Raw genomic sequence first — 26,625 nt, forward strand, 5'->3', positions numbered from 1 at the left:
GACGGGCCGACGGGCCCGCCTCCGGGGCCGAATCCTAAAGAGGCTGCCGACAAGACTCCCTAAGGGGGAGTGAAATATGACCAAGCGAGCGCTGCGGAACCTGAAAGAGAAGTCCATCAAAGGCTTCTTCCTCCTCAACGGACTTTTAGCCGTTGTCGTCCTGGCCGGGATATTCTTCCTGCTCCTTGTCTCCGCGTTTCCGGCCTTCAAAGAAATCAACCTGCAGGATTTTCTTTTCACCAAGACCTGGGATCCGACGTCCCCGCTCAAGGAAAGTTATGGCATCCTGGGGCAGATCGTTTCTTCCATCCTGGTCACCCTGGGCGCCATGGCCATCGCCGTCCCGATCGGCCTCGGCGTCGCGGCCTACCTTTCAGACGTTGCGCATTGGCGCGTCCGGGAGATCGTCAAGCCCGTCGTCGAAATCCTGGCCGGGATCCCCTCGGTCGTGATTGGGTTTCTGGGCATCGTCCTGATCGGGCCGGGCTTGGCCAAGCTGTTCCATCTGGGCCACGGGTTGATCGGCTTGAACGGAAGCCTGCTCCTGGCCGTCATGGCCCTGCCGACGATCATCAGCATCTCGGAAGACTCGCTGGCCGCCGTCCCGATCGCCTATGGGGAAGCCTCCCTGGCCCTGGGCGGCTCGAAATGGCAGACCCTGATCCGAGTCAAGCTTCCGGCCGCCCTGTCGGGAATCATAGCCGCCGTCATGCTCGGCATGGGCCGGGCCGTCGGAGAGACGATGACCGTTCTGATGGCCACGGGCAACGCCCGGGCCTTCCCGACCGGGCTGTTCCATAGCCTGCGGACAATGACATCCAACATCGCCATCGAGCTGGGCGAAGTGCCTTATTTCACCACCCACTATTACGCGCTGTTCGCCATCGGACTGGTCCTCTTTCTCATGACCTTCCTGGTCAACATGATCGCCGACGTCGTCCTGCGCAAGTACCAGGAGCGGGAAGCATGATCCGGCGCAAGTCCCTCGTCCAATTCCTCGGTTTTTGGGCGCTTCGCCTCTCGGTCCTGATCGTCCTGGCGGTCGTGGCCCTCTTCCTCACCGACATCATCCGCCGGGGCGCCGGTGTGATCAGTTGGGAGTTCCTAACCAAGGCGCCGCGCCGCGGCATGACCGAAGGCGGGATCTTTCCGGCCATCTATGGGACTTTGTTGGTGACGATCGTGACGGCCCTGCTGGCCATCCCCGTCGGGATGTTCGCCGCCATCTACCTGAACGAATACGCCCGCCAAAGCCGCTTCACCTGGCTGATCCGGCTTTCCATCCGCAACTTATCCGGCGTGCCTTCGATCGTCTACGGCTTGTTCGGGGTCATTCTTTTCGTCAACCTCCTGAAGTTCGGCACGTCTATCCTTTCGTCCGGCCTGACCTTGGGGCTAATGACGCTGCCTTGGACGATCACGGCTTCGGAAGAAGCCCTCAAAACGGTCCCCAACTCCTATCGGGAGGGAGCCTTGGCTCTAGGGGCGACCAAATGGCAGGCCATCCGGACGAATGTCCTGCCGTATGCCCTGCCGGGCATGCTGACGGGCACCGTCCTGGGGCTGGCTCGGGCGGCCGGGGAGACGGCGCCCATCATGTTCACCGGGGCGGCCTTCTCCCTGCCTTTCCTGCCCAAGTCGCTTTCCGACCAGTTCATGGCTCTGCCGTACCATCTCTACATCATGGCCACCCAGCATCACGACATCGCCAAGGTTCGTCCGCTGGCCTATGGCACCGCCCTGGTCCTGGTCGTCCTGGTTCTCGGCCTCAATATGGCCGCGGTCGTCCTGCGCTACCGGCTGCGCCGCCGGAGGAGATAACGTCATGTCCGCCCGACCCAAGCTCGAAGCCCGGACCCTCGACTTCTATTACGGGCCGAAGCAGGCCCTCAAGGGCATCAACCTATCCTGCCCGGAGAACTCCGTGACGGCCATCATCGGGCCCTCCGGCTGCGGCAAATCGACCTTCATCCGGACCCTCAACCGGATGAACGACGTCGTGGCCGGGACCCGGGTTGCCGGTCGGATCCTCTTAGACGGCGAGGAGATCCATGCCCCCGGCACGGACCCCGTGGACCTGCGGCGGCGAGTAGGCATGGTCTTCCAAAAGCCCAATCCTTTCCCTAAATCGATTTATGACAACATCGCCTACGGGCTTCGCATCAACGGCCACAGGAACCGCGAGAAGCTGGACGAGGTGATCGAGCGGAGCTTGCGCGAAGCCGCCCTTTGGGACGAGGTCAAGGACCGCCTGCGCGAAAACGCTTTCTCCCTTTCGGGCGGGCAGCAGCAGCGCCTGTGCATCGCCCGGGCCCTGGCCGTCCGGCCCGAGGTCATTCTCTTCGACGAACCCTGCTCGGCCATCGATCCGATCGCCACGGCCAAGATCGAGGACCTCATCCAGCGGCTCAAAACGGACTATACCGTAGTCATCGTCACTCATAACATGCAGCAAGCCGCCCGAGTCTCGGACTTCACCGCGTTCCTGATGATGGGCGAGCTGATCGAGTTCGGGGATACCAAGACGATCTTCACCGCGCCGGCCCGGAAAATGACCGAGGATTACATTACGGGGCGGTTTGGATGATCCCCGACCTGTTCGCCGGGCCCGCGTCGATTTACTTCCCCCGCCTTTTGGGCTATAAACGAAAACGCCGGGGAGGTCGAATATGAACGAACTCGTGGCCATCATCGAGGACGAAGCCGATTTGGCGGCTCTGACGGCGGAGCATCTTCGCCGGGAAGGCTTCCGGGTCGAAACGTTCGGCGAGGCCGAACGATTCTTCCGCTCCTTGGCCAAGAAAAGGCCTGATCTCATCGTTCTCGATCTGATGCTTCCGGACATGAGCGGCTTGGACGTCTGCCGGACGCTGAAACAATCCGATGACTGGCGGTCCATCCCGATCATCATGGCCACCGCTCGGGCCGAGGAGACGGACCGCGTCATCGGGCTGGAACTGGGCGCGGATGATTATGTCGTCAAGCCTTTCTCCCATAAGGAGCTGGCGGCTCGGATCAAGGCCGTCCTGCGGCGCAGCGGGGCGCCCGAAGAGGGCCGGCCGCTTGCGGTCGGCAAGGATCTTGTCCTCGACTCCGAGCGCTTCGAGGCCCGCTGGAAAGGGGCTCTCGTGGATCTGACCTCGACGGAATTCCGCATTCTGCACCTGCTGGCCTCCAAGAAAGGCCGCGTTCTGACCCGGGAACAGATCCTGGACGAGCTCTGGGGCCACGAGAAGATCGTCCTTGACCGGACGGTCGACGTCCATATCAAAAACCTGCGGGACAAGCTGGGGCCGGCGGCTTTTGTGGTCAAAAACATCCGCGGTGTCGGGTACAAAGTCGAACCATGAAACAGACCATCTTTCTCAAGATTCTGGCCGGCTTCGTCGTCGTCATTTTGCTGGGCACGCTGCCGATCGTCCTGACTTCGTTTGCCTCCATGCGCCGGAGCGTCGAGATCAGCACGTCCAAGCACCTGGAGTCCCTGGGCCGGACGCTGCAAGCCGAAGTCGAAGCCCGCCTCGACGCCGGAGACGAACACGGTCTCGACGTCTGGTTCAAGGCCCTGGGCCCGACGATCGGGGCCCGGCTCACGGTCATCGATCCGTCTGGTCGCGTCCTGGCCGATTCCGAAAAAGATCCGGCCGTGATGGAAGACCATCGGTATCGCCAGGAAGTCGCGGAGGCGCTGCAGGGCCGGGTGGCCGAGTCGCTGCGCTTCAGCTATACCGTGGAAGCCCGAATGCTCTATATCGGCATGCCGTTGGTCAAGGGAGGCTCCGTCCGGGCCGTCCTGCGGCTGAGCCAGTATATGCGGGGCATCGACGAGTTCATCAGCCACAACCGCGTTGCGACATTCCGAGCGGCCTTGGCCGTCATCGCCCTGACGCTCGTCGGAGCCGTCCTGTTGTCCCTGCACTTCGCCAAGCCCGTGGCCCGTCTCCGCCTGGCCGCCGACCGGGTGGCCGGAGGCGACTTTTCCGTCCGGGTCAAGGTTCGCCAGCGCGACGAGCTGGGTGCGCTGGCCGCCGATTTCAACCTGATGACCGAACGCTTGACGGCCCTGTTCGCCGACGCCACCCGCCAGCAGGACAACCTGGTTCGGACGATCGGCGCCATCCAGGAAGGACTCGCGGTCCTGGACAAGGACGGCCGGATCATCCTGGCCAACGACGCCTTCCGGACCATGACTCGGGAAGCCGGCGCCGAAGGCAAGTTCTTTTGGGAGATTCTGCGTCGGCCGGCTCTGCGGGAGCTGGTGGCCCTGGTTCGGGCCGAGCGCGGCGTCCTGCGCCGCGAGCTCCGGCTGGATGAGCGCAGCTACCTCTGCACACTCAGCTATCTCCCGCATCAGGACGGCGTCGTGCTGCTGCTGCAGGACCTGACCGAGCTGCGCCGGGTGGAGGACATCAAGAAGGACTTCGTCATCAACGCCTCGCACGAGCTGCGGACGCCGATTGCCGCCGTTTTGGGGGCGGCCGAGCTGTTGGAGATCGACCCGAGCCCGGCCCGGGACGCGGCCGCGCTGGAGATCCTCAAGCGCAACGCCGGCCGGCTGGGCGGCATCGTCGATGACCTCCTTAAGCTGGGCGAGCTTGAGGCTCCCAGCTTTCGGCTCGACCTCAAGCCTCTGACCGGACCGGAGCTCGCGGCCCGAGTGGTCCCGATCTACCAGGCTCGGGCGGCGGCCAAGGGCCTCGAGCTGCGGGTCGAATCGGCGCCCGGCTTGCCCCCGTTCACCGCGGACTCGGACCTGCTGGAGCGCATGCTCCACAACCTCATCGACAATGCCGTCAAGTACACCGACCGGGGCCGCGTGGTTCTGTCCTTCCGCCGCGAGGGGGGCGATACCTTGATTGAAGTGTCGGATACGGGACCGGGCATACCGCCCGAGAACCAGGCCCGCGTCTTCGAGCGGTTCTACGTCGTGGACAAGTCGCGCTCGCGCAAGCTGGGCGGGACGGGGCTGGGGCTGGCGATCGTCAAGCACGTCGTCCAGCTCCACGGCGGGACGATTACGCTCCGCAGCGAGGAGGGGAAGGGGACGACCTTTACCGTCCGCCTCCCGGCCGAACCGGCCGCGCCGGCTCAGTCCTGAACGATGGGCGAGGGCGAGGCCGAAAAGGGGTTGACCCGGACGATCAGCGAGAAGAGGAAAGGATAGCTCGCCTTGAGGTGTTGGGCATAGGCCACCCACTCGCCGGCCAACTGCGAGAAGGCCCTCTTCACGTCGTTGGCCAGGTGAGCCATATCGGAGGGGGGCAGGCGATCCAAAGCGTCTCCGCGCATTTCCAGTTCGTCGACGACATGAAAGACCGCCCAGAGAAGGTCGGTGAACCGCTCGTGCTCCAAGAGGTTCGGGTTTTCGAGCAGCCGCAGCAGAAACTCGCGGTGCCGACGCAGGAAATCCCGCAGGCAGATCAGCGAGTCGGGCGATACCGCGACGTCATAGGCGAATTCGCGGGCTTCACATATGGCCGCCTGGAAGTCCTTCTTCTGCCAGCGGGGCTCGAAAGCCAGCCGGGGCGCCAGATCGGCCGCGTTCCGCACGAGGCTGGGAAACCGGCCCAGCAGCTCGAAGCCGACGTCGCTGAAGAAAGTCCCGATGACCATGTTCATCTTCCGCAGCAGGGCCGTCTTCTCCCGCCGGGCCAGAATGCCATCGATGACCAGGGTCACGACCAGGATGTTGAGGAAGAGGAAGGCGATGTCGCCCACCAGGTAGATGGCGATGTGGTGAAGATCGCGGAACAGCAGGTAGTGCAGGCCATACGTAGCCGCGGATGCGACGACGAGGGCCAGGGAAAGCTTCAAGCGCCAGGAAACCCGCTGGCGCCGGGAGCCGGAGGCGGATTCCTTGCGGGCCATGTCCCGTATTCTAGCAGAATCCGGCTGCGCCGTCCTCCCGCCTGCCGCCGGATCGGGTATAATGAGCCCCCAGGAGGCATGCCCATGTCGACGACCCGCGGATTGGCTAGATTGGAAGACGCCCGGGCTCGGATCATCGGACAAGACCTGGAGTTCTCGACCCCGTATGGGCGGCGCCGGATGTTCTACGCCGATTACACGGCGTCCGGTCGGGGCTTGGCGCCCATCGAAGACCAGATCCGGGAGATCCTGGAATCCTACGCCAACACCCATACCGAGGACGATTATTCGGGCCGCCGTTCGACCCGCCTCTACCACGCCGCTCTCGATCTCATCCACCGCCTGGTCAACGCCGGGCCTCGGGGTGTTGTCCTTCCCGCCGGATCGGGCTCGACCGCGGCCTTGAAAAAGCTCTTGGAGATCCTGGGCCTCTACGTGGCGCCCGTCTTTCGCGAGCGGATCGCCGCCGTCGGCCCCCTGGCGGCCGGCTTGGACCGGGGCAAGCCCGTCGTTTTCATCGGCCCCTACGAGCACCACACCAACGAATTGATGTGGCGGGAAGCGTTCGTCGAGGTTATCGTTGTCGGGCTGAACGGCCGCGGCCGGATGGATCTGGCCGATCTGGAGCACAAGCTGACCGATCCGCGCTTCGCCGAACGGATGCGCTTCGGGTCCTTCTCGGCCGGATCGAACATCACCGGGCTGCGGACGCCGGTCTACGATGTCGCCCGCCTCTGCCACCGGCACGGCTGCCCGGTCTTTTTCGATTTTGCCGCGATCGCCCCCTATGTCGAGATCGACATGAATAAGGATGGGGAAGCCTATTTCGACGCGATCTTTTTTTCGCCGCATAAGTTCCTGGGCGGGCCGGGCAGCGCCGGGATCCTGGTCATCAACGATCATCTGTACCGCAAAGATCTCGCGCCGACGACGGCGGGGGGCGGGACGGTCGTCTTCGTTGGGCCGACTACGCACGATTTCTCCGACGACATTGAGACTCGGGAATCGGCCGGGACGCCCCCCATTTTGCAGACCATCCGGGCCGCGCTGGCCATGGACCTGAAGGACAAGATCGGAGCCGACGTGATCGGCCGAATCGAGACGGGCCTGAGGGCCCGCTTCCTGGATGGACTCGGCCGCCTGCCGGCGGTCGAGGTGATCGGCCGTCCCGATGATCCGGAATCGACGCCGATCCTTTCGTTCAACATCCGGCACGGCGACCGTATCCTCCACCCCAAATTCGTGGCCCGACTGCTGAACGATCTGTTCGGCATCCAATCGCGGGCCGGCTGCAGCTGCGCCGGGCCCTACGGGCATCTCCTGCTGGACATCAACCACGAACGATCCCTGCAGTACCGGCAGGCGATCCAATGCGGCTATCAGGGTGTCAAGCCGGGTTGGGTGCGGATCAACCTCCATTACACCTTTACCGAAGAGGACGTGGATTTTCTGCTGGCAGCCTTGGCTTTCATCGCCCGGCGGGGGGCGGAGTTTCTGCGGCTCTACCTTTTCGACCGGTCTACAGGCGAGTGGATGCAAGAGGACGAAGCGCAAGAGCGGCCGATCCTGTCGGTCGATTGGCATCCTTCCCGGACGGATGCCGGGGACAAACCGCTGTCGGAGCTGCGGTGCCTCTATCTGGCCGAGGCGGAGGCGGAGGCGGAACGGCTGGCCTTGCTCGGCGAGCCCGCTTATATCAGGGATACGGAGGCGATCGAGGGGCTCAAGTTTTTCCGTTATATCCGGGCTCGCTAGAGGCGGCGGATTTTCCGAGGGGGCTGTGGTAAAATGCTCCTTCCGAATCTCAAACTGGAGCCACGCCATGCCGACGCTGACGATCGAAGGCCAAGCCGTCGAGCTCAACGAAGAAGGATTTCTCGCGGTTCCCGCCTGTTGGAATGCCGCCGTCGCCGAAGCTTTGGCTCGGCATGAGGAGGGGCTGGAGACGTTGACTCCGGATCACTGGAAAGTCATCGATTTTATCCGGGGCTTCTATGTTGAGAGGAACATGGCTCCGATGGTCCGCAAAGTCTGCCAGGCGTCGGGCTTCACCTTGAAACGGATTTACGAGCTGTTCCCCTCGGGCCCGGCCAAAGGGGCCTGCAAGCTGGCCGGCCTGCCCAAGCCCGACGGCTGCGTTTAAGTGATCGGCGAAGCGCCTAGCGCCGGACGGGTGTCGCCGCGATCTCCCGGACGGCTGCGATGGCCGCGTCGATGTGGGCCTCGGTATTGAAAGGGCCGATACCGAAGCGGACGGCGCCGTGGATCTTATCCGTTCCGAGCTGTTCATGCACCATCGGTGCGCAATGGAGCCCGGTCCGGCAGGCGATGTTGTAATCGACGTCGAGCATGGTGCCGACGTGGGCGGCCTCCAGGTTATCGAGGTTAAAGCTCATGACGGCGATGTGATCGGCCAGGCCGTCCAGGCAGTAGATCTTGACCCGGTCGATCCGCCGCAACCCCTCAACCAACCGCGCCAGGAGCGCCATTTCCCGATGGTGGATGGTCTCCATCCCTTGGCTTTGGATCCACTCCAGGCCCGCATGGAGGCCGGCGATGCCCATGATATTCGGAGTACCGAATTCCAGCCGGTACGGATATTCCTCGAGATGGGACCGCTGGGCCGAGCGCACGCCGGTTCCCCCGGCCCGGGTCTGCCGGACCTCGACGCCCTCGCGGACATAGAGGCCGCCGATCCCGGTCGGGCCGAGGAGGGATTTGTGGCCGGTGAAGGCCACGGCGTCCAGAAAGTCCGCTTCCATGTCGATCGGGACCTTGCCCGCCGATTGGCTGGCGTCGATGAGGAAGAGGATGCCCCGCTCGCGGCAGAGTCGGCCGATTTCCCGGATGGGCTGGACCGTGCCGATGACGTTGGAGGCGTGGTTGACGACCACCAGCCGGGTTTCGGGCCGGAAGCGGGCGGCGATGGCCTCCGGCTCGACGAACCCGGCGGCGTTGAAGGCCACATGATCGACGGCGACGCCGTGATCACGGCTCAAGTGGAAGAGCGGTCGCAGGACCGAATTGTGCTCGAGGGTCGTGGTGATCGCATGATCGCCCGGCCCGAGCAAGCCGAAGATGAGCAGGTTGAGGGCGTCGGTCGAGTTGTAGGTGAAACAGAGCCGGTTGGGGTCGGCCCCGTGGAAAAAAGAGGCCATCTGCTTCCGGGTGCCTTCCAGCATCTCTCCGGCTTCCAGGCACAGGTCGTAGCCCGAGCGGCCGGGATTGACGCCGAATTTCCGGTAGAAGCGATCCATGAAGACATAGACCTCCTCCGGCTTGGGATAGGAGGTGGCTCCGTTGTCCAGGAATATGATTTTGTCGGTGTCGATCATCAGGGCCTCCGAATAGTCTGCGGAATGCGCCCGGCGGGCGGCGGAGTTTTCCATACCTTCGCGGCGCTAAAACCCCGATTTTCAAAGCGGGGCCAAAAGCGCCGCTCCGTATGAGCCCTGCGAATACGCCGGGCTCATCGAGCGGGCTTATACTAGTGGAAGGCCGGCCGAAAATCAATCGGGCCTAGTGTCCCGTCTCAGAAATTCCAATCCCACAGTCTCCCCGGAGACGGGACACTTCCAGGGGGGAGACAAGCCCCCCTTCGGCGCTCCGCTGACCCCCTGAGGGGGCCTCGCCGCCTCCCTCATACTCCCCGGCGGTCGTGCGTCCAGCTCGCTTGGGACTTGGCCAATAGATTTTCGAGACGCACAACTCGCTTGACAGCGGCCCTCCGAAGCGATGAAATCGACTTCCCCCGCGGCGCGGGGCGCCGGCTCCGATGGGGGCCGGGACAGGAACAAAGGAGACTCGGCCATGACCAGGATCGGCATCGTCATCTGCGCCCGCTACCAAAGCTGCGGCGGCGGCAAATGCTTTCGGGCCCTGCGGGAGCGGGCCGGCGCGTTCGCCCGCTACCCAAAAGAGGAGACCGTCGAGATCGTCGGCTTTTCCAATTGCGGAGGCTGTCCCGGCGGAAACATCGAATCGGTGCCCGAGGAGATGAAAAAGAACGGCGCCCAGGCCATCCACCTGGCGACCGGCCTCATCGTCGGCTATCCGCCCTGCCCCCACTTGCGGCGGTTCAAGGAGTTCATCGAGGCTCGCTACGGCCTTCCGGTCGTCATCGGGACCCATCCCATTCCTCTGAAATACAAGCAGGTCCATGACCGGCTTCCGTTTTGGCAGGAGTCCGGCATGGCCGATCTGGCGGGGGATCTCCTGGCCGAAAGCCCGGAGGTCATGGAAGCTTACAACTAGACCGGAGGACTCGCCCGATTGGATTCGATCATCGGGGCCTGTATAATAGTCCGTCCGATTCGGGCTGGGAGACGATCCGGCATGAGCCCTTTCCTGAAAACGCTCGAGAACGAGGTCCAACTGATCTGCCTCGCGTTCCTGGCCCTCGTCTATATTTTACGGCTGGCATGGATCTTCCGTTTCCGTTCGGCTCGCGATCGCGGGCTGGCCGAGGGCAGCGGGTTCAGGGGCGCGGGCTACTCCCTAGGCAGCGTGGCGATGCCCTGGGCCATGGAGTCGATCCGGCGGCGCCCCTTCTTCTATATCCAGTTCGTCTTCTTTCATCTGGGTGTCGTCGCCGCGATCGCCGCCACTTTCATCATCCCCTACGCCCCCGGCCTGTTCGAAAAGCGGTTCATCGTTCGGGGCTTCCAGATCGTCATCGGCGCGGCCTTTGCCTCCGGCGTTCTGCGCCTCGTCCGGCGCTTGTCCAACCGCACCCTCCGCTCCATCAGCCGGCCCGACGACTATGCTTCGCTGGCCCTGATGATCGCCTTCTTTCTAGCCGGGACGCTGGCGATTCCCAATCATCCGGAGAAAGGGGAGGCGGCTCTGATCGCGTTCTTCGGCCTGACGGCGTTCTTTCTCGTCTACGTCCCGTTCTCGAAGATCTGCCACTACCTCTATTATCCGTTCACCCGCTATTTCCTGGGCTTGACCTTGGGCCGCCGCGGCGTCTGGCCGCCGGCCCGCGGACGGCGCGGATCCGCATCTTCCGCGGACGGAACCGCCGCCGGGAGGCCGTCATGAGCCGGACAACGGCGCCCCGATCGCGTCAGGTCATCGATCTGCCTCTCGATGTCCGAACGCAGGAGAAGGCCATAACGGAGAAAGCGCGCTGCGTCGAGGACGGCCGCCTGGCCACGTACCGGCCGGACGGGAGGAATGTGGAGCGGTTCCTGGCTCTGCTGTCCCGGCGGATGAACAGGCAGCTGGCCGTCTCGTTCACGGGCTGCGTCCACTGCGGACTTTGCGCCGATGCCTGCCACTACTCGCTGGCCTTTCCCGACGATCCGCAGATGGCTCCCGTGGCCAAGGCGGATCGGATCCGTAAAATCTTCAAGCGGCATATCGATTGGACGGGGCGGATCGCGCCGTGGTGGGTCGGAGCCCGCCGGCCGGTCGACGACGAGGATCTCAACGAGCTCAAGAACGTGGTCTTCGGCCTGTGCAGCGGCTGCCGGCGCTGCACGCTCAACTGCCCCATGGGGGTCGACACCGCCGGCTTGATCCGCTTCGCCCGCGGCCTCCTGACCGAGCTGGGCATCGTGCCCGAGGGGATCTTCAACGTCAGCCGGGATCAATGGGACACCGGCAACCAGATGGGCGTTTCCGAGGAGGACTATTTGGAAACCTTGGCCTGGATGCGCGACGAAGTCCGGGCCGAGCTGGGAACCGACACGGTCGACATCCCGGTGGACAAAGAGGGCTGCGACTTCCTCTATGTCATCAATCCCCGCGAGATCAAGTTCGATCCGCGATCGATCGGACAGGCAGCGAAGATCTTCCACTTGGCCGGAGAGTCCTGGACGATGCCCCGTTGGGGTTGGGACAACACGAACTTCGGCTTGTTTTCCGGGGACGACGCGCTGGGGGCGTTCGTGGCCGCCAACGCCTACGACGCGGCGACCCGGCTGAAGGCCAAACGGATCGTCATCTCGGAATGCGGCCACGGCTTCCGCTCGACGCGGTGGGAAGGCTACGGCTGGGCCGGTCGCGACCAGGATGTCCCAAGCGAATCGGTGGTCGTCACGCTTTTCCGCTGGCTGGAAGAGGGGCGGCTGCGGGTCGATCCCGGCCGCAACCCGCTGCCCGTGACGTTTCATGACTCCTGCAACATCGCCCGATCCGGGGGGATCACCGAAGAGCCGCGCCGGGTTTTGGCGCGCGTCTGCGCGGACTTCCGGGAAATGACCCCCAACCGGACGGAGAACTATTGCTGTACCGGGGGAGGCGGTCTCCTCTCGATGGCCGAATACCGCCCGGTCCGCTTGGAAGCGGCCGCCGTCAAGGCCCGGCAGCTCGAGGCCACCGGCGCCAAGCTCGTCTGCACGATGTGCCATAACTGCATCGACGGCTTGACCGACGTCATCAAGCACTATGGCCTGGATATGAAAGTCGTCCAGATTCTGGAGCTTGTCGACGCCGCGCTGGTGCTCTGACGCCGGGAGCGGGAATCGACCCATGAAGATCCATCTCGGTTGGGGCGGAAACCTGGGCGATCGGGCCGCCTGTTGGGCCGCCGCCCGCGAAGCCTTGACTTGCAGAGGAGTTCGCCTCCTGCGGGAATCCTCGATCTACGAGACAGAGCCGGTCGGGCGCAAGGATCAGCCCCGGTTTCTGAACGGGGCGGTCGAGGCGGAATCCGACCTGACGCCATGGCAGCTTCTGATCCTGGCCAAGTCGATCGAAGCCGCTCTGGGGCGTCGGTCAACCGGGAAAGACCGTCCCCGGCCGATCGACATCGACATCCTGCTCATGGGGGAGACCGTCCTCCGCACGGCCGGCCTGACCATTCCCCATATCCGCCTGGCCGAGCGACGCTTCGTCCTTGTTCCCTTGGCCGAGATCGCTCCGGGGCTTCGCCATCCGGTCCTGAAGGCCGCGATCCAAACGCTCCTCCGACGATGCCCCGATCCGTCGTGGGTGGAGCTGTGGCCCGGTTGAACAAGCGATTGACAGCCTTCCGCCCAATCGATAGCATCGGCCTCTCATGAGAAAAACCGCGTCCATCCTCCTCCTCGTCGGCAGTCTCGTTCTGGGCTCGGCGGCGGCCGAGGGCGTCGTCAAGGGCCGAGTTGTGACTCTCGACGGCAAGCCCGTCTCCGGAGCGATCGTTTCTGTCGCCGGCGAATCCGTCCGGGCCGAGACCGACGCCGACGGCGCGTTCTCCCTCGAAGTTCCAGGCGCCGCGCGCTACCGGCTCATCGTCAAACACCCTTCCTTCTACGAGGAGACGATCCTGTTCGGTCCCGGCGATCGATCCGCGGCGGTCATCGTCCGCCTGACGCCGCTCATCCGCCAGAGCGAGGAGATTGCGGTGACCGCGCTCCGGTACCCCGAATCGATCTCCAAGATCCCGGCCGCCCAGACCGTCGTCTCCTCCGAGGCCCTGGCCGAGCGGATGGCGCCGAACATCACCGAGGCCCTGTCCGATATCCCGGGCCTGGCGCCTCTCGGCTCGGGCGGTTTCTCGCTCGTGCCTTCGATCCGGGGGCTCGCCCGCAACCGGATTCTCCTGCTTGTCGACGGCTGCCGAATCGTCAGCGACCGGAGGACCGGGCCCAACGCCTCCTTTGTCAGTCCCGAAGACCTGGGCCGCATCGAGATCCTCCGCAGCCCGTCTTCGATCTTCTACGGATCCGACGCCATCGGCGGCGTCGTCCAGCTGTTCACCGCGGATCCTCCGGTCGAGGCGGGCTTTTCGGGCCGCGTGCACGCCGGCTACGGCTCGAACAACGGAGAAAAGTCCTACGGTCTGAGTCTGGCCGGGCGCCGGGGGCCTTGGGGCTTCCATCTTTCCTGCCAAGGGCTCGACGCGGGCAACTATCGCTCGCCCTTGGGCAGCGTCCTGCAGTCCCAGTACGCGCAAAACGGGCTCTTCGGCAAGGTCGTCTATGAGACGGAAGCCCGCCGTGTCAGCCTGAGCCTGCTGGGGTCCCGCGGCACGGACATCGGCAAACCCAATCGGACAAGCGCCGCCAAGCCGACCTGGTACCCGCGTGAGAATGAGAACCTGATCCATCTGGCCTGGCGGGAAAAGGCTTTCGCCGGAGGCGAGCTGGCTTTCAATGCCTACGCCAATCCCAACTTCCTCGAAACCCGGACCCGAACGATCGCCGCTGCCGGATATGTCGACAAGGATTCCTTCAGCCGGACGGAGACAACGGATTTCGGGGCCCAGCTGTCCTTCGCCCGGCGCTTGAGCGAATCGTTCCGGCTGACCGCGGGCCTGGATTATTTCGGCCGCGGCGGCGTTCAAGCGATCTTGCACGAGGAATCGTTCGATGGGTCCGGAGCACTGACCAAGACGTATGACGAGAAGGCCTACGACCGCGGCCGGAGGAGCGACGTCGGCCTCTATCTCAGTGCCGACTATTCCGGGATTTTGGGGTTCGACCTTGTCGGCGGGGTTCGTTGGGATTCAATCGTTCAAGCCGCCCACCCCGGAGGAGGCGAGACGAGCCTGGAAAGCCGACGTTCGCCCTGGACCGGCTTCCTCGCCCTTTCCTATCATCTGTCGCGGCGGCTGGTCGCCTTTGTCGACCTCTCCACGGCGTATCGGACGCCCGGGCTGAGCGAGCTGTTCTACACCGGGATCACGGGGCGGGGGATGATCATCGCCCAACCGGATCTGACGCCGGAGCGAAGCTCGAATTGGGACGCGGGCCTCAAGTGGATCGGCGGCCGCATCTATGCCGGGGCCTATGTCTTTCAGTACACGATCGCCGGGCTGATCGACCGCTACCTGGTTGCGCCCCAAATTTATACATACGGGAACCTCGACAAGGCCCGCATCCGGGGGCTCGAGCTCGAGGCGGAGTTCCACCCGTCGGCCGATTGGATGGTCTTCGGCTCCTTGGCCCTTCTCGAGGGCCGGAGCGTCGCGATCGGAGCGTCCGTGAACGACGTGCCTCCCGCCCGCCTGACCCTGGGCGGCCGGGTCTTCCTCGGTCGCTTCTCGGTCGAGGCCACGGCTCTTCTCCAGCGGCGCAAAAGCGATCCCGGGCCGGCCGAGATCGCCATCCCCTCCTACTCGGTCCTCAGCCTGAAGGCGAATTACTATCTTCATCCGTTCGGCCTTTTCCTGGTCGCGGGCAATCTCACCGACCGCGTATACCTCGGCCGGGCCGATCCCGAAGCGATGGAGGAGCCGGGGCGCGGCGTCAAGATAGGGGCGAGCTTCAGCTTCTGACCCTTGACCGGGATCAGAAGGCGTCGATGAGGTGACGGAGGACGGGTTTCCCGTCCTCGGCGATCTCGACGGCGATCACGTCGAAGCGGCAAAAAGGCGAGCCGAGACCCTTCTCCGCTAAAAAGGCCCGGGCGATCCGCCGGACCTGGGTTTGCTTAGCCGGCGTGACGGCTTCTTCGGGCGGGCCGAAATCCTCGTCGGTCCTAGTCTTGACCTCGACGAAAACCAGCATCTCGCCGTCCCTGGCGATGATGTCGATCTCGCCGCGCAGCCCGCGATACCCGCGCTCGATCAGCTCATAACCCTTGCGGACCAGATGCCGCGCGGCTTCGTCTTCTCCCCAACGGCCTAGGCGCCGCCGCCCGTCTTGATGATCTTCCATCGGACGCCGTCCTTCGTGTCCTCCAAGAGAACGCCCGCGGCCAGGAGCTCGCCGCGGATCGCGTCGGCCCGCTTGAAATCGCGAGCCTTGCGGGCCGCTTCCCGTTCCTCGATCCGGGCCCGGATCCCGTCCTCGATCAAGGCCTCCGGGCCGCGGTCCGGGAGCACGGCCAGGACCGTATCGAGGCGGCCGAGGAGATCGGACATGGCCGCCGCGTCGCCGGTCCGCAGCCGATCGTCCTTGATCAAGGTGTTGGCCTTGCGGATGAATTCGTAGAGAGCCGTTAATGCGATCGCGATGTTGAGGTCGTCCTGCAATCCGGCCAGGAAGCCGCGCTCGGCCTCGTCGATCAGCCGCGCGGCCTCATCCGTAGTCCCCGGGGCGAAGGCCCGCGACTTGAGCTCGAACAGGAAAGCGGTGATCCGTTTGAGGGCGGCGGCCGCCTGGTCCAGGGCTTCGAAAGTAAAATTGAGGACGCGGCGGTAATGGGTCGAAAGGAGAAAAAACCGCAGCACGGAGAGATCGACGCCCCGGGCTTCCAAGTCCGCCAGGGTGTAGAAATTGTCCTTCGATTTGGACATCTTTTCCCCGTCCACGACAAGATGATGGCAGTGCAGCCAGTATCGGACGAACGGCCGCCCGGTATAGGCCTCGGACTGGGCGATCTCGTTCTCGTGGTGGGGGAAGATGTTATCGACCCCGCCGCAATGGATGTCGAAGCTCGGCCCGAGGTATTTGGCGCTCATGGCCGAGCATTCGATATGCCACCCGGGCCGGCCGGGCCCGATCGCGCTTTCCCAGGCCGGCTCGCCTTCCTTGGGCGCTTTCCAGAGGGCGAAATCCCGGACGCTCTCCTTCTCGTATTCGTCGGCCTCCAGGCGGGCGCCGACGCGATCCGTCTGGCGCAGGTCCTCGGGTCGGATGCCCGAGAGCTTGCCGTAGCCGGGGAAGCGGGCGATGGCGAAGTAGATCGAGCCGTCCTTGCGATAGGCGACGCCTTTGTCCAAGAGTCCTTGAATCATGACGGCCATCTCCGGGATATGCTCGGTGGCCCGGGGGTAGCGGTCGGCCGGCTCGATGCGCAGCGACCGCAGGCCGGCCATGAACTGGGCGATGAAAGGCGCCGTGTAATCGTTCAGGGCCAGACCACGCTCCCGGGCGTTGCGGATCGTCTTGTCGTCCACATCGGTGATGTTCATGACGTGGAGCACGCCGTACCCGGCGAATTTCAAGGCCCGCTTGAGGAGATCCTCGAAGACATAGGACCGGTAGTTCCCGATATGGGGGGCGCCGTAGACCGTCGGTCCGCAGGTATAGAGGCCGACCCGGCCCGGGACAAGCGGCTCGAACGGCTCGCTGCGGCCGCCGAGAGTATTGTGGAAGGAGAACATGATGGACTCATTATAGGAATCCAGGCGGCAAAAGGGAAGGCCGCTATTGCCGAGGATTGATCCGATATGTCATAATTCAGTCTACCGATCAACCGTCCATTCCCTTCGGGGCTAGGATTCAGTCATGCCAAACACCATCGGCATCCGGCGCGAGGACAAGAACCGCTGGGAGCGGCGCGTCCCGCTCATCCCCAGCCACCTGCGGGACCTCCGCCAGGAGAACGGGCTCGGCTTCATCGTCCAGCCCTCCACCATTCGCATCTTTCGGGATGAGGACTACCGGATGGAAGGCGTGCCCGTCGAAGAAAGCTTGGAGCCTTGCGCGGTCATCCTGGCCGTCAAAGAGATCCCGCTCCCGCTGCTCGAGGCGGGCAAAACATATCTATTTTTTTCCCACACCATCAAGGGGCAGGCCCACAATATGCCGATGCTGCGAAGGCTGATGGAGCTCGGATGCACTCTGATCGATTACGAGAAGATCACGGACGAGCAGAACCGCCGCCTCCTCTTTTTCGGCCGCCAGGCCGGCCACGCGGGGATGATCGACACCCTTTGGGCCCTGGGCCGGAAGCTCGACGCCGAGGGCACCGCGAGCCCGTTCGGCGGCCTGCTCCAGACATACCATTACACCAGCCTGGTCGAGGCCAAAGAGGAGATCGCCGAGGTCGCCCACGCCATTCGGACGGACGGTCTGCCCGAGGCGCTGGTTCCGTTCATCTGCGGCTTCAACGGCTACGGCCACGTGTCGCAGGGGGCGCAGGAGATCTTCGACCTTCTGCCGATGGAGGAAATCCCGCCGGAGCGCTTCGGCTCCTTCCTCCGCCAGAAGAACTATTCGGCCCACCGCGTCTATAAGACAGTATTCCGGGAAGAGCATCTGGTTCGGCCGCGAAGCCCGCGGCGGCTCTTCGAGCTGAAGGACTATTATGAGAACCCGGACGCCTACGAGCCCTTGCTGGAGGCTTATTTGCCGCACCTGACGGTCCTGGTCAACGGGATCTTCTGGGCGCCGGCGTATCCCCGGTTCGCCAGCAAGGCCTTCATCCGTGAGCTTTATGGAGCGCCCGGCCAGCCCCGTCTTCGGGTCGTGGGCGATATCTCCTGCGACGTCGAGGGCGGCATCGAATTCACCCTTCACTCCACTGACCCGGCCGATCCGGTTTTCGTTTACGACCCCGCCGCCGATACGGCCCGTTCGGGTTTCGAAGGCCGGGGGCCGGCCGTCATGGCCGTCGACAATCTCCCGGCCGAGATTCCGCTCGAGTCCTCGGTCTTCTTCAGCCAGGCTTTGAAAGCCTTTATCCCGATTCTGGCCAAGACGGATTTCGGGAGAAACGACGGCGTCTGCGACCTGCCCGGTCCGTTGAAGCGGGCCATGATCCTGTGCCGGGGTCGCTTGACGCCGGGCTTCGAGTATCTGCGCGATTTCCTGGAGCCGAAGGAATCCTCGGAGGCGCCCCATGCCTGACATCCTCGTCCTCGGCGCCGGCTTTGTGGCCGGTCCCTTCGTTCGCTATTTTTTAGAGCGCGAAAACGTACGACTCCGGATCGGCGACCTGGAGCCCGATAAGGCGGCCGTCTTGGCCGGAGACGACCCCCGGGCCTCCGCCTTCGGCCTCGACCTGAGGGACGAGGCGGCCCTGGACAAGGAAGTCGCGGCGGCCGACATCGTCATCAGCCTGGTGCCCTATGCTTTCCATGTCGGCGTTGCCCGGGCCTGCCTGCGCCATCGCAAGAACATGGTCACGACATCCTACGCCAGCGACGCCATGCGGGCCCTGGACGCCGAGGCCCGGCAGGCCGGCATCGTCCTCCTCAACGAGGTCGGACTGGACCCCGGGATCGACCACATGGAGGCCATGCGCATCATCCATGGCGTCCAGGCATCGGGCGGGACCGTGCTGGGCTTCAATTCTTACTGCGGAGGCCTGCCGGCGCCCGAAGCGAACACCAACCCGTTCGGCTATAAGTTCTCCTGGTCGCCGCGCGGCGTCCTTCTGGCCGGAACCAACGACGCCCACTACCTCAAGGACGGCCGGGAAATTCACATTCCCGGACGCGATCTCTTCGACCACTACGCGGTCCTGCCCGTGCCTGGGATGGGGCTTCTCGAAGGCTACCCGAACCGCAACTCGGTTCCTTACCTGGCGCTTTACGGCATCCCCGAAGCGCATTCGATGTTCCGCGGGACATACCGCTATCCCGGCTGGTGCCGAACGATGAAAGCCATCGCCTCGCTGGGCTATCTGGGCCAGGAAGGGCGGGTCCTGGAGGGTTGGAGCCCGCGAGCCCTGACCCTGGCCTTGGTTGAGGCCTCGTCCGGGGGCGATCCCCGGGCCGCCGTCGCCGCTCGTTTGGGGCTGGATCCGGCTTCGGACATCCTGGACCGAATGGCCTGGCTGGGCTTGTTCGACGACGACCTGATCGAGATCGCACACGGATCGCCGCTCGACGTTCTGGAGCGCTTGATGCTGCGCAAGCTGCGCTACGAGCCGGGCGAGCGGGACATGATCCTGCTGCGGCACGTCATCGATGCCCGGATGGGAAGCGGCCGGCCGATCCGGATCGCTTCGACCTTGATCGCCTACGGCATCCCGGGCGGGGATTCGGCGATGGCCCGCACGGTCGGGCTGCCGGCGGCCGCGGGGGCGCGCCTCCTGCTGGAGGGCCGCATCGCCCGGCGCGGCGTCCTGATTCCGATCTGGCCCAAAATCTACGAACCCATCCTGGCCGAGATCGCCGGCCGGGGGCTGATCTTCGAAGAGCGGCGCGACGAAGCGGCGGTCTGAGATGGGCGATGTTCCCCGGAGGCGGCCGGCCGTGGCTGGGGCTTTCTACCCGCGGGATCCAGCGGCTTTGCGCCTCCAGCTGGCCCATCTTCTGGTGCCCGGCCGCTCCCGAGGCCCGGCGATCGCCCTCATCTCGCCGCATGCCGGCTACGAGTATTCCGGGGCGGTGGCCGGGGCGGTCTTCTCTTCGGCCGATCTGCCGGATACGTTTATCATCATGGCCCCCAGCCACCGGCCGATCCGGCCGATCTTCGCCGTCATGACGGAAGGCGTCTGGGAGACGCCTCTCGGCGACGTCCCCATCGCGGCCGACCTGGCCCAGGCGCTGGTCCGGCGCTTGCCCCTTGTCCGGATCGATCCTTCGGCCCACGAGATGGAGCACTCGCTGGAGGTTCAGCTGCCTTTTCTGCAGGCGCTTCGCCCCGCGCCGGCCATCGTTCCGGTCGCCGTCTCCATCCAAGCCAGGGTCGAGGACCTGCTCGAGCTGGGCCGGGTTGCCGCCGCCGCGATCCGCGAATGCGGGCGCGATGTCCTCCTCATCGCCTCCACCGATATGAGCCATTATGTCGGCGCCGAGGAGGCCCGGCGAAAAGATTTCCTGGCCATCCAGAAGATTCTCGAGTTGGATCCGCGGGGCCTGGTGGAGATCGTCCGCTCCGAATCCATCTCGATGTGCGGCTTCCAGCCCGCGGCCGCCGTGCTGGCCGCGGCCCTCGAGCTGGGCGCCCGGAAAGCCGACCTGATCATGTACGCCCATTCCGGCGAGCGGACGGGCGAGGAGCGGGAAGTCGTCGGATACGCCGGCCTTCGCATCGCCTGATCCCGGCATGATATAATAATCCTCGCCAGCCATGACCCAATCCGGCCTGCGAGAGAAAGACCGCACCGTCCTGAGGACGATCGTCGAAATCTATCTGCAATCGGGCTGTCCCGTCAGTTCCGGCCTCATTCACGGCCGGAAGACCCTGAACGACTCGCCGGCCACGATCCGCAATATCATGGTCAAGCTGGAGGAAATGGGCTACCTGACCCAGCCCCACGCCTCGGCCGGGCGCGTTCCGACCGACTTGGGCCTGCGCTTCTACGTCAACACCCTGCTTGTCGACGGGCCGCGGGGGGGGGAAGAGCCCGAAATCGCGATGGAGGGATTGGCTTCCCGCCGGGGGGACCTTAACGCCCTTCTGGACGGGGCGTCGCGGCTCCTGGCCGACGGCTCGGACAGCGTCGGGTTCGTTCTCTCGCCGCGGGTCTCGCGGATCAACTTCCAGCACCTCCGGTTCGTCCAGATCGGCGAGGCCAAGGTCATGGTCATCCTGGTCACGACCTTCAACATGGTTCTGACCGAGATCGTCGCGGTCGAGACCGATTTCACCCAACCCGAGCTCGACCGGGCTTCGCAGTACATCAACCAGAATTTCGCCGGCAAGAGCCTGGCCTCGGTCAGGGACTACCTGCTGCGGGATCTGCCCCGGGCCAAGTCGCAGTTCGACCAGGCTTTCGGCCGGCTGATGTCCCTCCTCAAGTCGTCCGTGACCCAGGAGGAAAAGGAGCCGCCGATTTTTGTCCAAGGCGCCTCCCGGCTGATCGATAAGTTCGACGAAGCGGACATGACCGTCCTCAAGACCCTACTGAAGAGCTTCGAGGAGAAAGCCAACCTGGCCAAGCTGCTCTCCGATTTTATCGCCCTGGATCGGGTCAAGGTCCTGATCGGGGCCGAGGCCAATGTGCCCGAGATCGCCGACTGCTCCCTGATCCTATCCCATTACGGGGACGCCCATCAGGTGCTGGGCTCGCTGGGCATCATCGGCCCCAAGCGTCTGCCGTACCAGAAGATCATCCCTCTGGTCGATCATGTGGCTACGAAGCTGAGCCGGACCATAACCCGGAAACCCTCCTGAGGTGAGACTACGCATGACCAGCGACAACGACGAGCTCAAGACGGATCAGGGCCCTGCGGCGGACGTGATGGCTGCCCCAGTGGACGAAATCCCGCCCGATGAAGGGTCGGGGATTTCATCGCTTCCGGCCGAAGCGGCGGCGGCGGAAACCGCGGGGGAAGCGGAGCCGGCTCACTTGCCTCGGAGACGGGGGGGACGGGGGAAGGACAAGGACGAGCCCGTTTCGGCGGACCCGCCCGAAAATGCCCTGGCTGACGTCCGCCGGGAGCTCGCCGAGTTCAAAGACCGCTACCTGCGGACCGTGGCGGAGACGGATAACCAGCGCAAGCGCCTGGAGCGGGAGAAAGGGGAATACTTCCAGTTCGCCCTGGCCGATCTGATGAAGGAGCTGCTCTCGGTCCTGGACAACTTCGAGCGGGCTCTGCAGGCCGAACCGGGATCCGACCCGGCCGGATTCCAGGAAGGGATCGGCCTCATCCACAAGCAGATGACGGACCTCCTGCGCAAGCGCGGCGTCGAGCCCATCGAAACCAAGGACGACGCCTTCGACCCTTCGATCCAGCAGGCCATCGTCACCGAGGCCTCGACCGAGGTCGAGGAGCCCCGCGTGACCGAGGAGCTGCAGCGCGGCTACCGCCTGCACGGCCGCTTGCTGCGGCCGGCCTTGGTTAAGGTGCTGATCCCCAAAAAGGACTGATATGGAACCCCTCATCGGCATCGACCTCGGAACGACCTACTCCTGTCTGGCCGGGATGATCGACGGCGTGGCCAAAGTCATCCCCAATCTGGAAGGCGCGCCGACGACGCCGTCGATGGTCTGCCTGACTTCCTCGGGCGAGACGTTGGTCGGCAACCTGGCTCTGCGGCAAGCCCTGACCAATCCCGAACGAACCCTCTACGCGATTAAAAGGCTGATCGGCCAGAAGTTCCGTTCGCCGCGGGTGCAGGAAGCCCGCCGGCGCCTGCCGTACACGCTGGCCGAGGCGGCCAACGGCGACGTTCTGATCGAAGCCGGCGGGCGGGTTATCACGCCGCAGGAGGTCTCGGCTCTCGTTTTGGGTTACCTGAAGAAGAGCGCCGAAGCCTATTTCGGGCAGACCGTCAGGGAAGCGGTCATCACCGTGCCGGCCCATTTCGACGACAATCAACGGCAGGCCACCAAGGACGCGGCCATCATCGCCGGGCTGGATGTCCTGCGAGTCATCAATGAGCCGACCGCGGCCAGCCTGGCCTTCGGGCTCCATCGCAAGCGAGCCGGCAAGGTGGCCGTCTTCGATATGGGCGGCGGGACGTTCGACATCACCATCCTGGAGATCAGCGACGGCGTCTTCCACGTTCTGGCCACGGCCGGCGATTCCTTCCTCGGCGGCGAGGACTTCGATCAGCGGCTGGTCGATTGGCTGTTGGCCGAGTTCCGGCGAGAGACGCGGGAAGACCTGTCCCATGACAAATACGCCCTGCAAAGGATCAAGGAAGCGGCCGAGAAGGCCAAGCGGGAGCTGTCCTTCACCCACGAGTCCGAAATCAACCTCCCGTTCATTTCCTCCCTGCCCTCCGGCTCGCGCCACCTGCGCAAGACCATGACCCGGCCGCTGCTCGAGGAGCTGACCCGGGACCTGGTCGACAAGGCGTTTCCGCTCATCCAGAAGGCCCTGGCCGCGTGCGGCTTGGGGGCGGGCAACATCGAGGAAGTCATCTTAGTCGGGGGGCAGACGCGCATGCCGCTGCTGCGCCGGCGGGTGGCCGAATTCTTCGGCCGAGCCCCCAACGACCAGCTCAACCCCGACGAGGGCGTGGCCGTGGGGGCGGCCATCCAGGCCGGCATCCTGGCCGGCGAGATGAACGAGATCGTCCTGCTCCTGGATGTGACGTCGCTGTCGCTGGGCATCGAGACCGATCAGGACGGGTTCGAGCGGATCATCGAGAAGAATGCCACCTTGCCGGTCCGCAAGAGCAAGCCTTTCACCACGGTCGAGGATGGGCAGCGGCGGGTCCGCATCCATGTCCTGCAGGGCGAAAGCCCCAAGGCCGGCGAAAACACCTCGCTGGGGATGTTCGACCTGGTCGGGATCGCCCCGGCCGGCGCGGGCATTCCGCAGATCGACGTCACCTTCGAGATCGACGCCAACGGCATGGTCCGGGTCTCCGCCCGGGACGCGGCGTCCGGCCGTGAGCAGAAGATGGTCGTCCAGCCATCCTCGGGGCTGAGCCGCCCGCAGCGCGACGCGATCATGGAGCGGGCTGCGGCCCGGGAAACCAAGCATGGCCAAACGTGACTACTACGAGATCCTAGGCGTTCCCCGGGGCGCCGGCGGCGAGGAGATCAAGAAAGCCTATCGCCAGGCGGCCCTCCGCCACCATCCCGACCGCAACCCGGGCGACAAGGCGGCCGAGGATCGGTTCAAAGAGGCGGCCGAGGCCTACAGCGTCCTGGGCGACGCCGAGAAGCGCTCGACCTACGACCGGTTCGGGCACGACGGGCTGCGGGGCGAAAGCTTTCAAGGCTTCAACTCGACGGTCTTCGAGGATTTCGAGGATATCCTGGGCAATTTCTTCGGCTTCAACTTCGGCCTCGGCGACCTGTTCGGAGGCGGACGGCGATCGCGGATCCAAGCCCGGGGCCAGGACCTGGCCCTGGAGATCGAGATCAGCCTCGAGGAAGCGGCCGCCGGAACGGAAAAGGAGATCGCCCTGGACCGGGCTGAGCCTTGTTTAGCCTGCCACGGCTCGGGGAGCAAGCCAGGCACCCGCAAATCCGCCTGTCCGACTTGCGGCGGGAGAGGCCAGGTCCGTCATCAGCAAGGCTTCTTTTCTGTAGCCCGGACCTGCCTCCATTGCCGGGGCACCGGTGAGATCGTCTCCTCGCCCTGCGAAGACTGCCGGGGCAGCGGGCTCAAACGGAGTAAAAAAGACCTCCGCGTCCGCATTCCCGCCGGCATCGACGGCGGGACGCGCCTGCGGCTTACGGGCGAAGGCGAGGCCGGCGAACGGGGAACGCCGCGCGGCGACCTCTATGTCGGCATCCGGCTCCAGCCGCATGATTTCTTCGAACGGCAGGAGAGCCACCTGAACTGCGAGGTGGCGCTGTCGTTCGCCCAGGCCGCCCTGGGGCTGACGCTGGAGATCCCGCTGCTCGGCGGCGGCGTCGAGAAGCTCAAGATTCCGGCCGGGACCCAATCCGGAGCGATTTTTCGGATCAAAGGGCAGGGGATTCGGGAGTTGGACAGCCGCCGGACCGGGGATCTCTTTGTCCGCGTCCATGTTCAGACGCCGGCCGACCTCGGCAAGGACGAGAAGGCTTTGTTGCGTCAGTTCGCATCGCTGCGGGGCGAGCCCCTGGAGATCATCGACCGCGAAACGATCCGGCGGACCCGGCCTGCCGCGGCCAAGGATGGGCGGTGACGGCCAACCTGTTTTTCCTGGAAAAAGCCCGACTGTCCGGGGCCGAATGCCTGCTGGAAGGACCGGAGCACCATCATCTCGGCCGGGTGGCGAGGCTGCGGCCCGGCGACGAAGTTTGGCTCTTCGACGAGGAGGGCGGCAAGGTCAAGGCCCTGGTGGAGGAGGTCGGCCCCGAACGGACCCGGCTGAAGCTGGGCCTCCGTCTCGCTCCCGGGAGCTCGGGCCCGCGCGTCTCGCTGGTTCAGAGCTTGTTGAAGAACAAGGCCATGGATGAAGTCGTTTCGGGCGCGGTCGAATGGGGTGTCGCGGCCATCCTGACCGTCCTGGCCGAACGATCGGTCGTCCGGCTGGAGGACGGGGGGGGCCGAAAGCTCGATCGATGGCGGCAGGTGGCCCTGGCCGCCGCCAAGCAGTGCAAGAGCGGCCGTTTGCCGGCCTTCGAGCCGCCGGTCCCGCTGGCCTCGTTCCTTGCCGGCGACCGGGCCGGCCGCAAAGTCGTTCTGACCGAGCACGGCGGCCGGCCGTTCAAGGACGTCATCGCCGCGGCCGCCGTTCTCCCCGCGTCCGCAGACGACGCTTGGCTGGTGCTGATCGGGCCGGAGGGCGGTTTCTCGGAAGGGGAAGTGGGCTCGATCGTCGCCGCGGGCTATGAACCGGTCAGCTTGGGGGCGAACATCCTACGAGCCGAGACGGCGGCTTTAAGCGCCGTCGCGATCCTGATCCACGCCGGGAGTTTTTGATCGTGTTCATGCAGGGCCAGAAAGTAGGGAAGTACGAGATCATCCGGTCTCTGGGCAGCGGAGGATTCGGCTCCGTGTATCTGGCCAAGGACGTCTGGCTCGACATCAAAGTGGCCATCAAGGTCCCCCATAAGCAGTCCCTGGAGCTCTACAAGCTGCTCAAGGAGCCGCGCATGCAGGCGGCCCTGGACCATCCGAACATCGTTCGCCTGCTGGCGGCCGAGAAGGTGGACAAGGTCTTCTTCTTTGTCATGGAATACGTCCGGGGGCGGACCCTGGAGAAGATCCTGCAGAAGGAGAAGACCCTGGATGTACCGGCCGCGATCGACACCATCCGCCAGGTGGCGGCCGGTGTCGAGCATGCCCACAAGAACAAGATCATTCACCGCGACCTGAGGCCCTCGAACATCATGGTCTCCGAGGAAGGGCAGGTCAAGATCACCGACTTCGGAACCTCGGCCTGGCTCCAGAACGTCCCTTATGCCACGACCCGGATCGGATCGCCTCCCTATATGGCGCCCGAGCAGTTCCTGGGCAAGGCCGGGTTCGCGGCGGACATCTATTCCATGGGCTGCATTCTCTACGAGATGCTGATCGGCCGGCCGCCCATCTACGATCCCGACCCGTTCAAGATCCTGGAGAAAGCCCAGGAGGGCAAGATCACCCCGCCCCGGATCAAGAACATGCGGGTCCCGCGTGAGCTGGACGAGATCGTCATGAAATGCCTGGCGGCCAAGACCGAGGAGCGGTACGAACGTCCGGGCGAGCTGTTGCGGGCCCTGGCCGAGATTCGCGGCGAAAAGCATCCCAAGACCGAGATCGACGACATTCTGGGCCGGATCCGGGCCCGGGAGCGCTCGACGGGCGATCTGTGCTGGAACTGCCGGCGGCCCCTCCCGTTCCGCTCCCGCCATTGCCCCTACTGCGGCGAATCCGGCTGACTCGGG

General features: G+C 64.7%; 24 protein-coding genes and 1 pseudogene. 21 read left to right on the forward strand and 4 right to left on the reverse strand.

What is annotated here, in order from left to right; translation table 11 throughout:
* Positions 1–76 precede the first annotated feature (76 nt).
* The 5 genes and pseudogenes from pstC (at position 77) to NTZ26_15025 (ending at position 5,098) form a co-directional block, all read left to right on the forward strand.
* On the forward strand, positions 77–970 hold the full coding sequence (gene pstC / locus NTZ26_15005; GenBank protein MCX6561809.1) for a phosphate ABC transporter permease subunit PstC: 894 nt from the start codon (positions 77–79) through the stop codon (positions 968–970).
* Positions 970–1,821, forward strand: coding sequence for a phosphate ABC transporter permease PstA (pstA, locus tag NTZ26_15010; GenBank protein MCX6561810.1), 852 nt, complete (start codon positions 970–972; stop codon positions 1,819–1,821). Before pstC ends, pstA begins: the two co-directional genes overlap by 1 nt.
* A gap of 25 nt (positions 1,822–1,846) precedes the next feature.
* Positions 1,847–2,587: pseudogene (gene pstB, locus NTZ26_15015) on the forward strand (phosphate ABC transporter ATP-binding protein PstB).
* A gap of 82 nt (positions 2,588–2,669) precedes the next feature.
* A complete protein-coding gene (locus tag NTZ26_15020) occupies positions 2,670–3,350 on the forward strand; it encodes a response regulator transcription factor (protein MCX6561811.1) in 681 nt (226 codons plus the stop codon).
* Positions 3,347–5,098, forward strand: a complete 1,752-nt coding sequence (locus tag NTZ26_15025; GenBank protein MCX6561812.1) for an ATP-binding protein — start codon at positions 3,347–3,349, stop codon at positions 5,096–5,098. The genes NTZ26_15020 and NTZ26_15025 overlap by 4 nt, the downstream gene beginning before the upstream one ends.
* On the opposite strand, the gene NTZ26_15030 is transcribed toward NTZ26_15025, so the two are convergent.
* A complete protein-coding gene (locus tag NTZ26_15030; GenBank protein MCX6561813.1) occupies positions 5,089–5,868 on the reverse strand; it encodes a hypothetical protein in 780 nt (259 codons plus the stop codon). The two genes, NTZ26_15025 and NTZ26_15030, sit on opposite strands and share 10 nt — an antisense overlap.
* An 84-nt stretch (positions 5,869–5,952) precedes the next feature.
* Between NTZ26_15030 and NTZ26_15035 the strand changes: the two genes are divergently transcribed.
* Together NTZ26_15035 and NTZ26_15040 are read left to right on the forward strand one after the other, a co-directional pair.
* The gene (locus NTZ26_15035; protein ID MCX6561814.1) at positions 5,953–7,623 is read left to right on the forward strand and encodes an aminotransferase class V-fold PLP-dependent enzyme; all 1,671 of its coding nucleotides are present in this window, start codon (positions 5,953–5,955) and stop codon (positions 7,621–7,623) included.
* 67 nt (positions 7,624–7,690) lie between these two features.
* Positions 7,691–8,011, forward strand: a complete 321-nt coding sequence (locus tag NTZ26_15040; protein MCX6561815.1) for a TusE/DsrC/DsvC family sulfur relay protein — start codon at positions 7,691–7,693, stop codon at positions 8,009–8,011.
* Between the two features lie 16 nt (positions 8,012–8,027).
* Here the strand turns inward: NTZ26_15040 and NTZ26_15045 are convergent, their stop codons facing one another.
* Positions 8,028–9,203, reverse strand: coding sequence for an aminotransferase class V-fold PLP-dependent enzyme (locus tag NTZ26_15045; protein ID MCX6561816.1), 1,176 nt, complete (start codon positions 9,201–9,203; stop codon positions 8,028–8,030).
* Positions 9,204–9,678: 475 nt separating this feature from the next.
* Between NTZ26_15045 and NTZ26_15050 the strand changes: the two genes are divergently transcribed.
* The 5 genes from NTZ26_15050 to NTZ26_15070 all read left to right on the forward strand — a co-directional run bounded on the left by NTZ26_15050 (position 9,679) and on the right by NTZ26_15070 (position 15,076).
* A complete protein-coding gene (locus NTZ26_15050) occupies positions 9,679–10,122 on the forward strand; it encodes a CGGC domain-containing protein (GenBank protein ID MCX6561817.1) in 444 nt (147 codons plus the stop codon).
* A gap of 81 nt (positions 10,123–10,203) precedes the next feature.
* Positions 10,204–10,911 carry a hypothetical protein gene (locus NTZ26_15055; GenBank protein ID MCX6561818.1) on the forward strand — a complete coding sequence of 236 codons (708 nt, stop codon included), beginning with the start codon at positions 10,204–10,206 and terminating at the stop codon, positions 10,909–10,911.
* Positions 10,908–12,323 carry a (Fe-S)-binding protein gene (locus NTZ26_15060; protein MCX6561819.1) on the forward strand — a complete coding sequence of 472 codons (1,416 nt, stop codon included), beginning with the start codon at positions 10,908–10,910 and terminating at the stop codon, positions 12,321–12,323. Before NTZ26_15055 ends, NTZ26_15060 begins: the two co-directional genes overlap by 4 nt.
* A gap of 22 nt (positions 12,324–12,345) precedes the next feature.
* Positions 12,346–12,828, forward strand: a complete 483-nt coding sequence (folK, locus tag NTZ26_15065; GenBank protein ID MCX6561820.1) for a 2-amino-4-hydroxy-6-hydroxymethyldihydropteridine diphosphokinase — start codon at positions 12,346–12,348, stop codon at positions 12,826–12,828.
* A gap of 46 nt (positions 12,829–12,874) precedes the next feature.
* Positions 12,875–15,076, forward strand: coding sequence for a TonB-dependent receptor (locus tag NTZ26_15070; protein MCX6561821.1), 2,202 nt, complete (start codon positions 12,875–12,877; stop codon positions 15,074–15,076).
* Positions 15,077–15,089: 13 nt separating this feature from the next.
* On the opposite strand, the gene NTZ26_15075 is transcribed toward NTZ26_15070, so the two are convergent.
* Both NTZ26_15075 and cysS read right to left on the reverse strand, forming a co-directional pair.
* Positions 15,090–15,458, reverse strand: a complete 369-nt coding sequence (locus NTZ26_15075; GenBank protein ID MCX6561822.1) for a YraN family protein — start codon at positions 15,456–15,458, stop codon at positions 15,090–15,092.
* Positions 15,425–16,849 (reverse strand): cysteine--tRNA ligase, encoded by a 1,425-nt coding sequence (gene cysS / locus NTZ26_15080; GenBank protein MCX6561823.1) that lies wholly within the window; start codon positions 16,847–16,849, stop codon positions 15,425–15,427. Before cysS ends, NTZ26_15075 begins: the two co-directional genes overlap by 34 nt.
* Before the next feature lie 124 nt (positions 16,850–16,973).
* Between cysS and NTZ26_15085 the strand changes: the two genes are divergently transcribed.
* Genes NTZ26_15085 through NTZ26_15125 form a run of 9 tightly spaced genes read left to right on the forward strand, consistent with a single transcriptional unit; the run spans position 16,974 to position 26,619 of the window.
* The gene (locus tag NTZ26_15085; GenBank protein ID MCX6561824.1) at positions 16,974–18,317 is read left to right on the forward strand and encodes a bifunctional lysine ketoglutarate reductase /saccharopine dehydrogenase family protein; all 1,344 of its coding nucleotides are present in this window, start codon (positions 16,974–16,976) and stop codon (positions 18,315–18,317) included.
* A complete protein-coding gene (locus NTZ26_15090; GenBank protein ID MCX6561825.1) occupies positions 18,310–19,638 on the forward strand; it encodes a saccharopine dehydrogenase NADP-binding domain-containing protein in 1,329 nt (442 codons plus the stop codon). The genes NTZ26_15085 and NTZ26_15090 overlap by 8 nt, the downstream gene beginning before the upstream one ends.
* A gap of 31 nt (positions 19,639–19,669) precedes the next feature.
* The gene (gene amrB, locus NTZ26_15095; protein MCX6561826.1) at positions 19,670–20,458 is read left to right on the forward strand and encodes an AmmeMemoRadiSam system protein B; all 789 of its coding nucleotides are present in this window, start codon (positions 19,670–19,672) and stop codon (positions 20,456–20,458) included.
* Between the two features lie 31 nt (positions 20,459–20,489).
* Positions 20,490–21,536 carry a heat-inducible transcriptional repressor HrcA gene (gene hrcA / locus NTZ26_15100; GenBank protein ID MCX6561827.1) on the forward strand — a complete coding sequence of 349 codons (1,047 nt, stop codon included), beginning with the start codon at positions 20,490–20,492 and terminating at the stop codon, positions 21,534–21,536.
* A 13-nt stretch (positions 21,537–21,549) separates the two neighbouring features.
* Positions 21,550–22,233 carry a nucleotide exchange factor GrpE gene (gene grpE / locus NTZ26_15105; protein ID MCX6561828.1) on the forward strand — a complete coding sequence of 228 codons (684 nt, stop codon included), beginning with the start codon at positions 21,550–21,552 and terminating at the stop codon, positions 22,231–22,233.
* Between the two features lies 1 nt (position 22,234).
* A complete protein-coding gene (dnaK, locus tag NTZ26_15110; protein ID MCX6561829.1) occupies positions 22,235–23,812 on the forward strand; it encodes a molecular chaperone DnaK in 1,578 nt (525 codons plus the stop codon).
* Entirely contained in the window at positions 23,799–24,938 is a 1,140-nt protein-coding gene (dnaJ, locus tag NTZ26_15115; protein ID MCX6561830.1) for a molecular chaperone DnaJ, read from the forward strand. Before dnaK ends, dnaJ begins: the two co-directional genes overlap by 14 nt.
* Positions 24,935–25,678, forward strand: a complete 744-nt coding sequence (locus NTZ26_15120; protein MCX6561831.1) for an RsmE family RNA methyltransferase — start codon at positions 24,935–24,937, stop codon at positions 25,676–25,678. Before dnaJ ends, NTZ26_15120 begins: the two co-directional genes overlap by 4 nt.
* Before the next feature lie 8 nt (positions 25,679–25,686).
* The gene (locus NTZ26_15125; GenBank protein MCX6561832.1) at positions 25,687–26,619 is read left to right on the forward strand and encodes a protein kinase; all 933 of its coding nucleotides are present in this window, start codon (positions 25,687–25,689) and stop codon (positions 26,617–26,619) included.
* The last annotated feature ends 6 nt before the right edge of the window (positions 26,620–26,625 follow it).

The sequence above is a fragment of the Candidatus Aminicenantes bacterium genome, from assembly GCA_026393855.1.
In the GTDB taxonomy this organism is placed as follows: domain Bacteria; phylum Acidobacteriota; class Aminicenantia; order Aminicenantales; family UBA4085; genus UBA4085.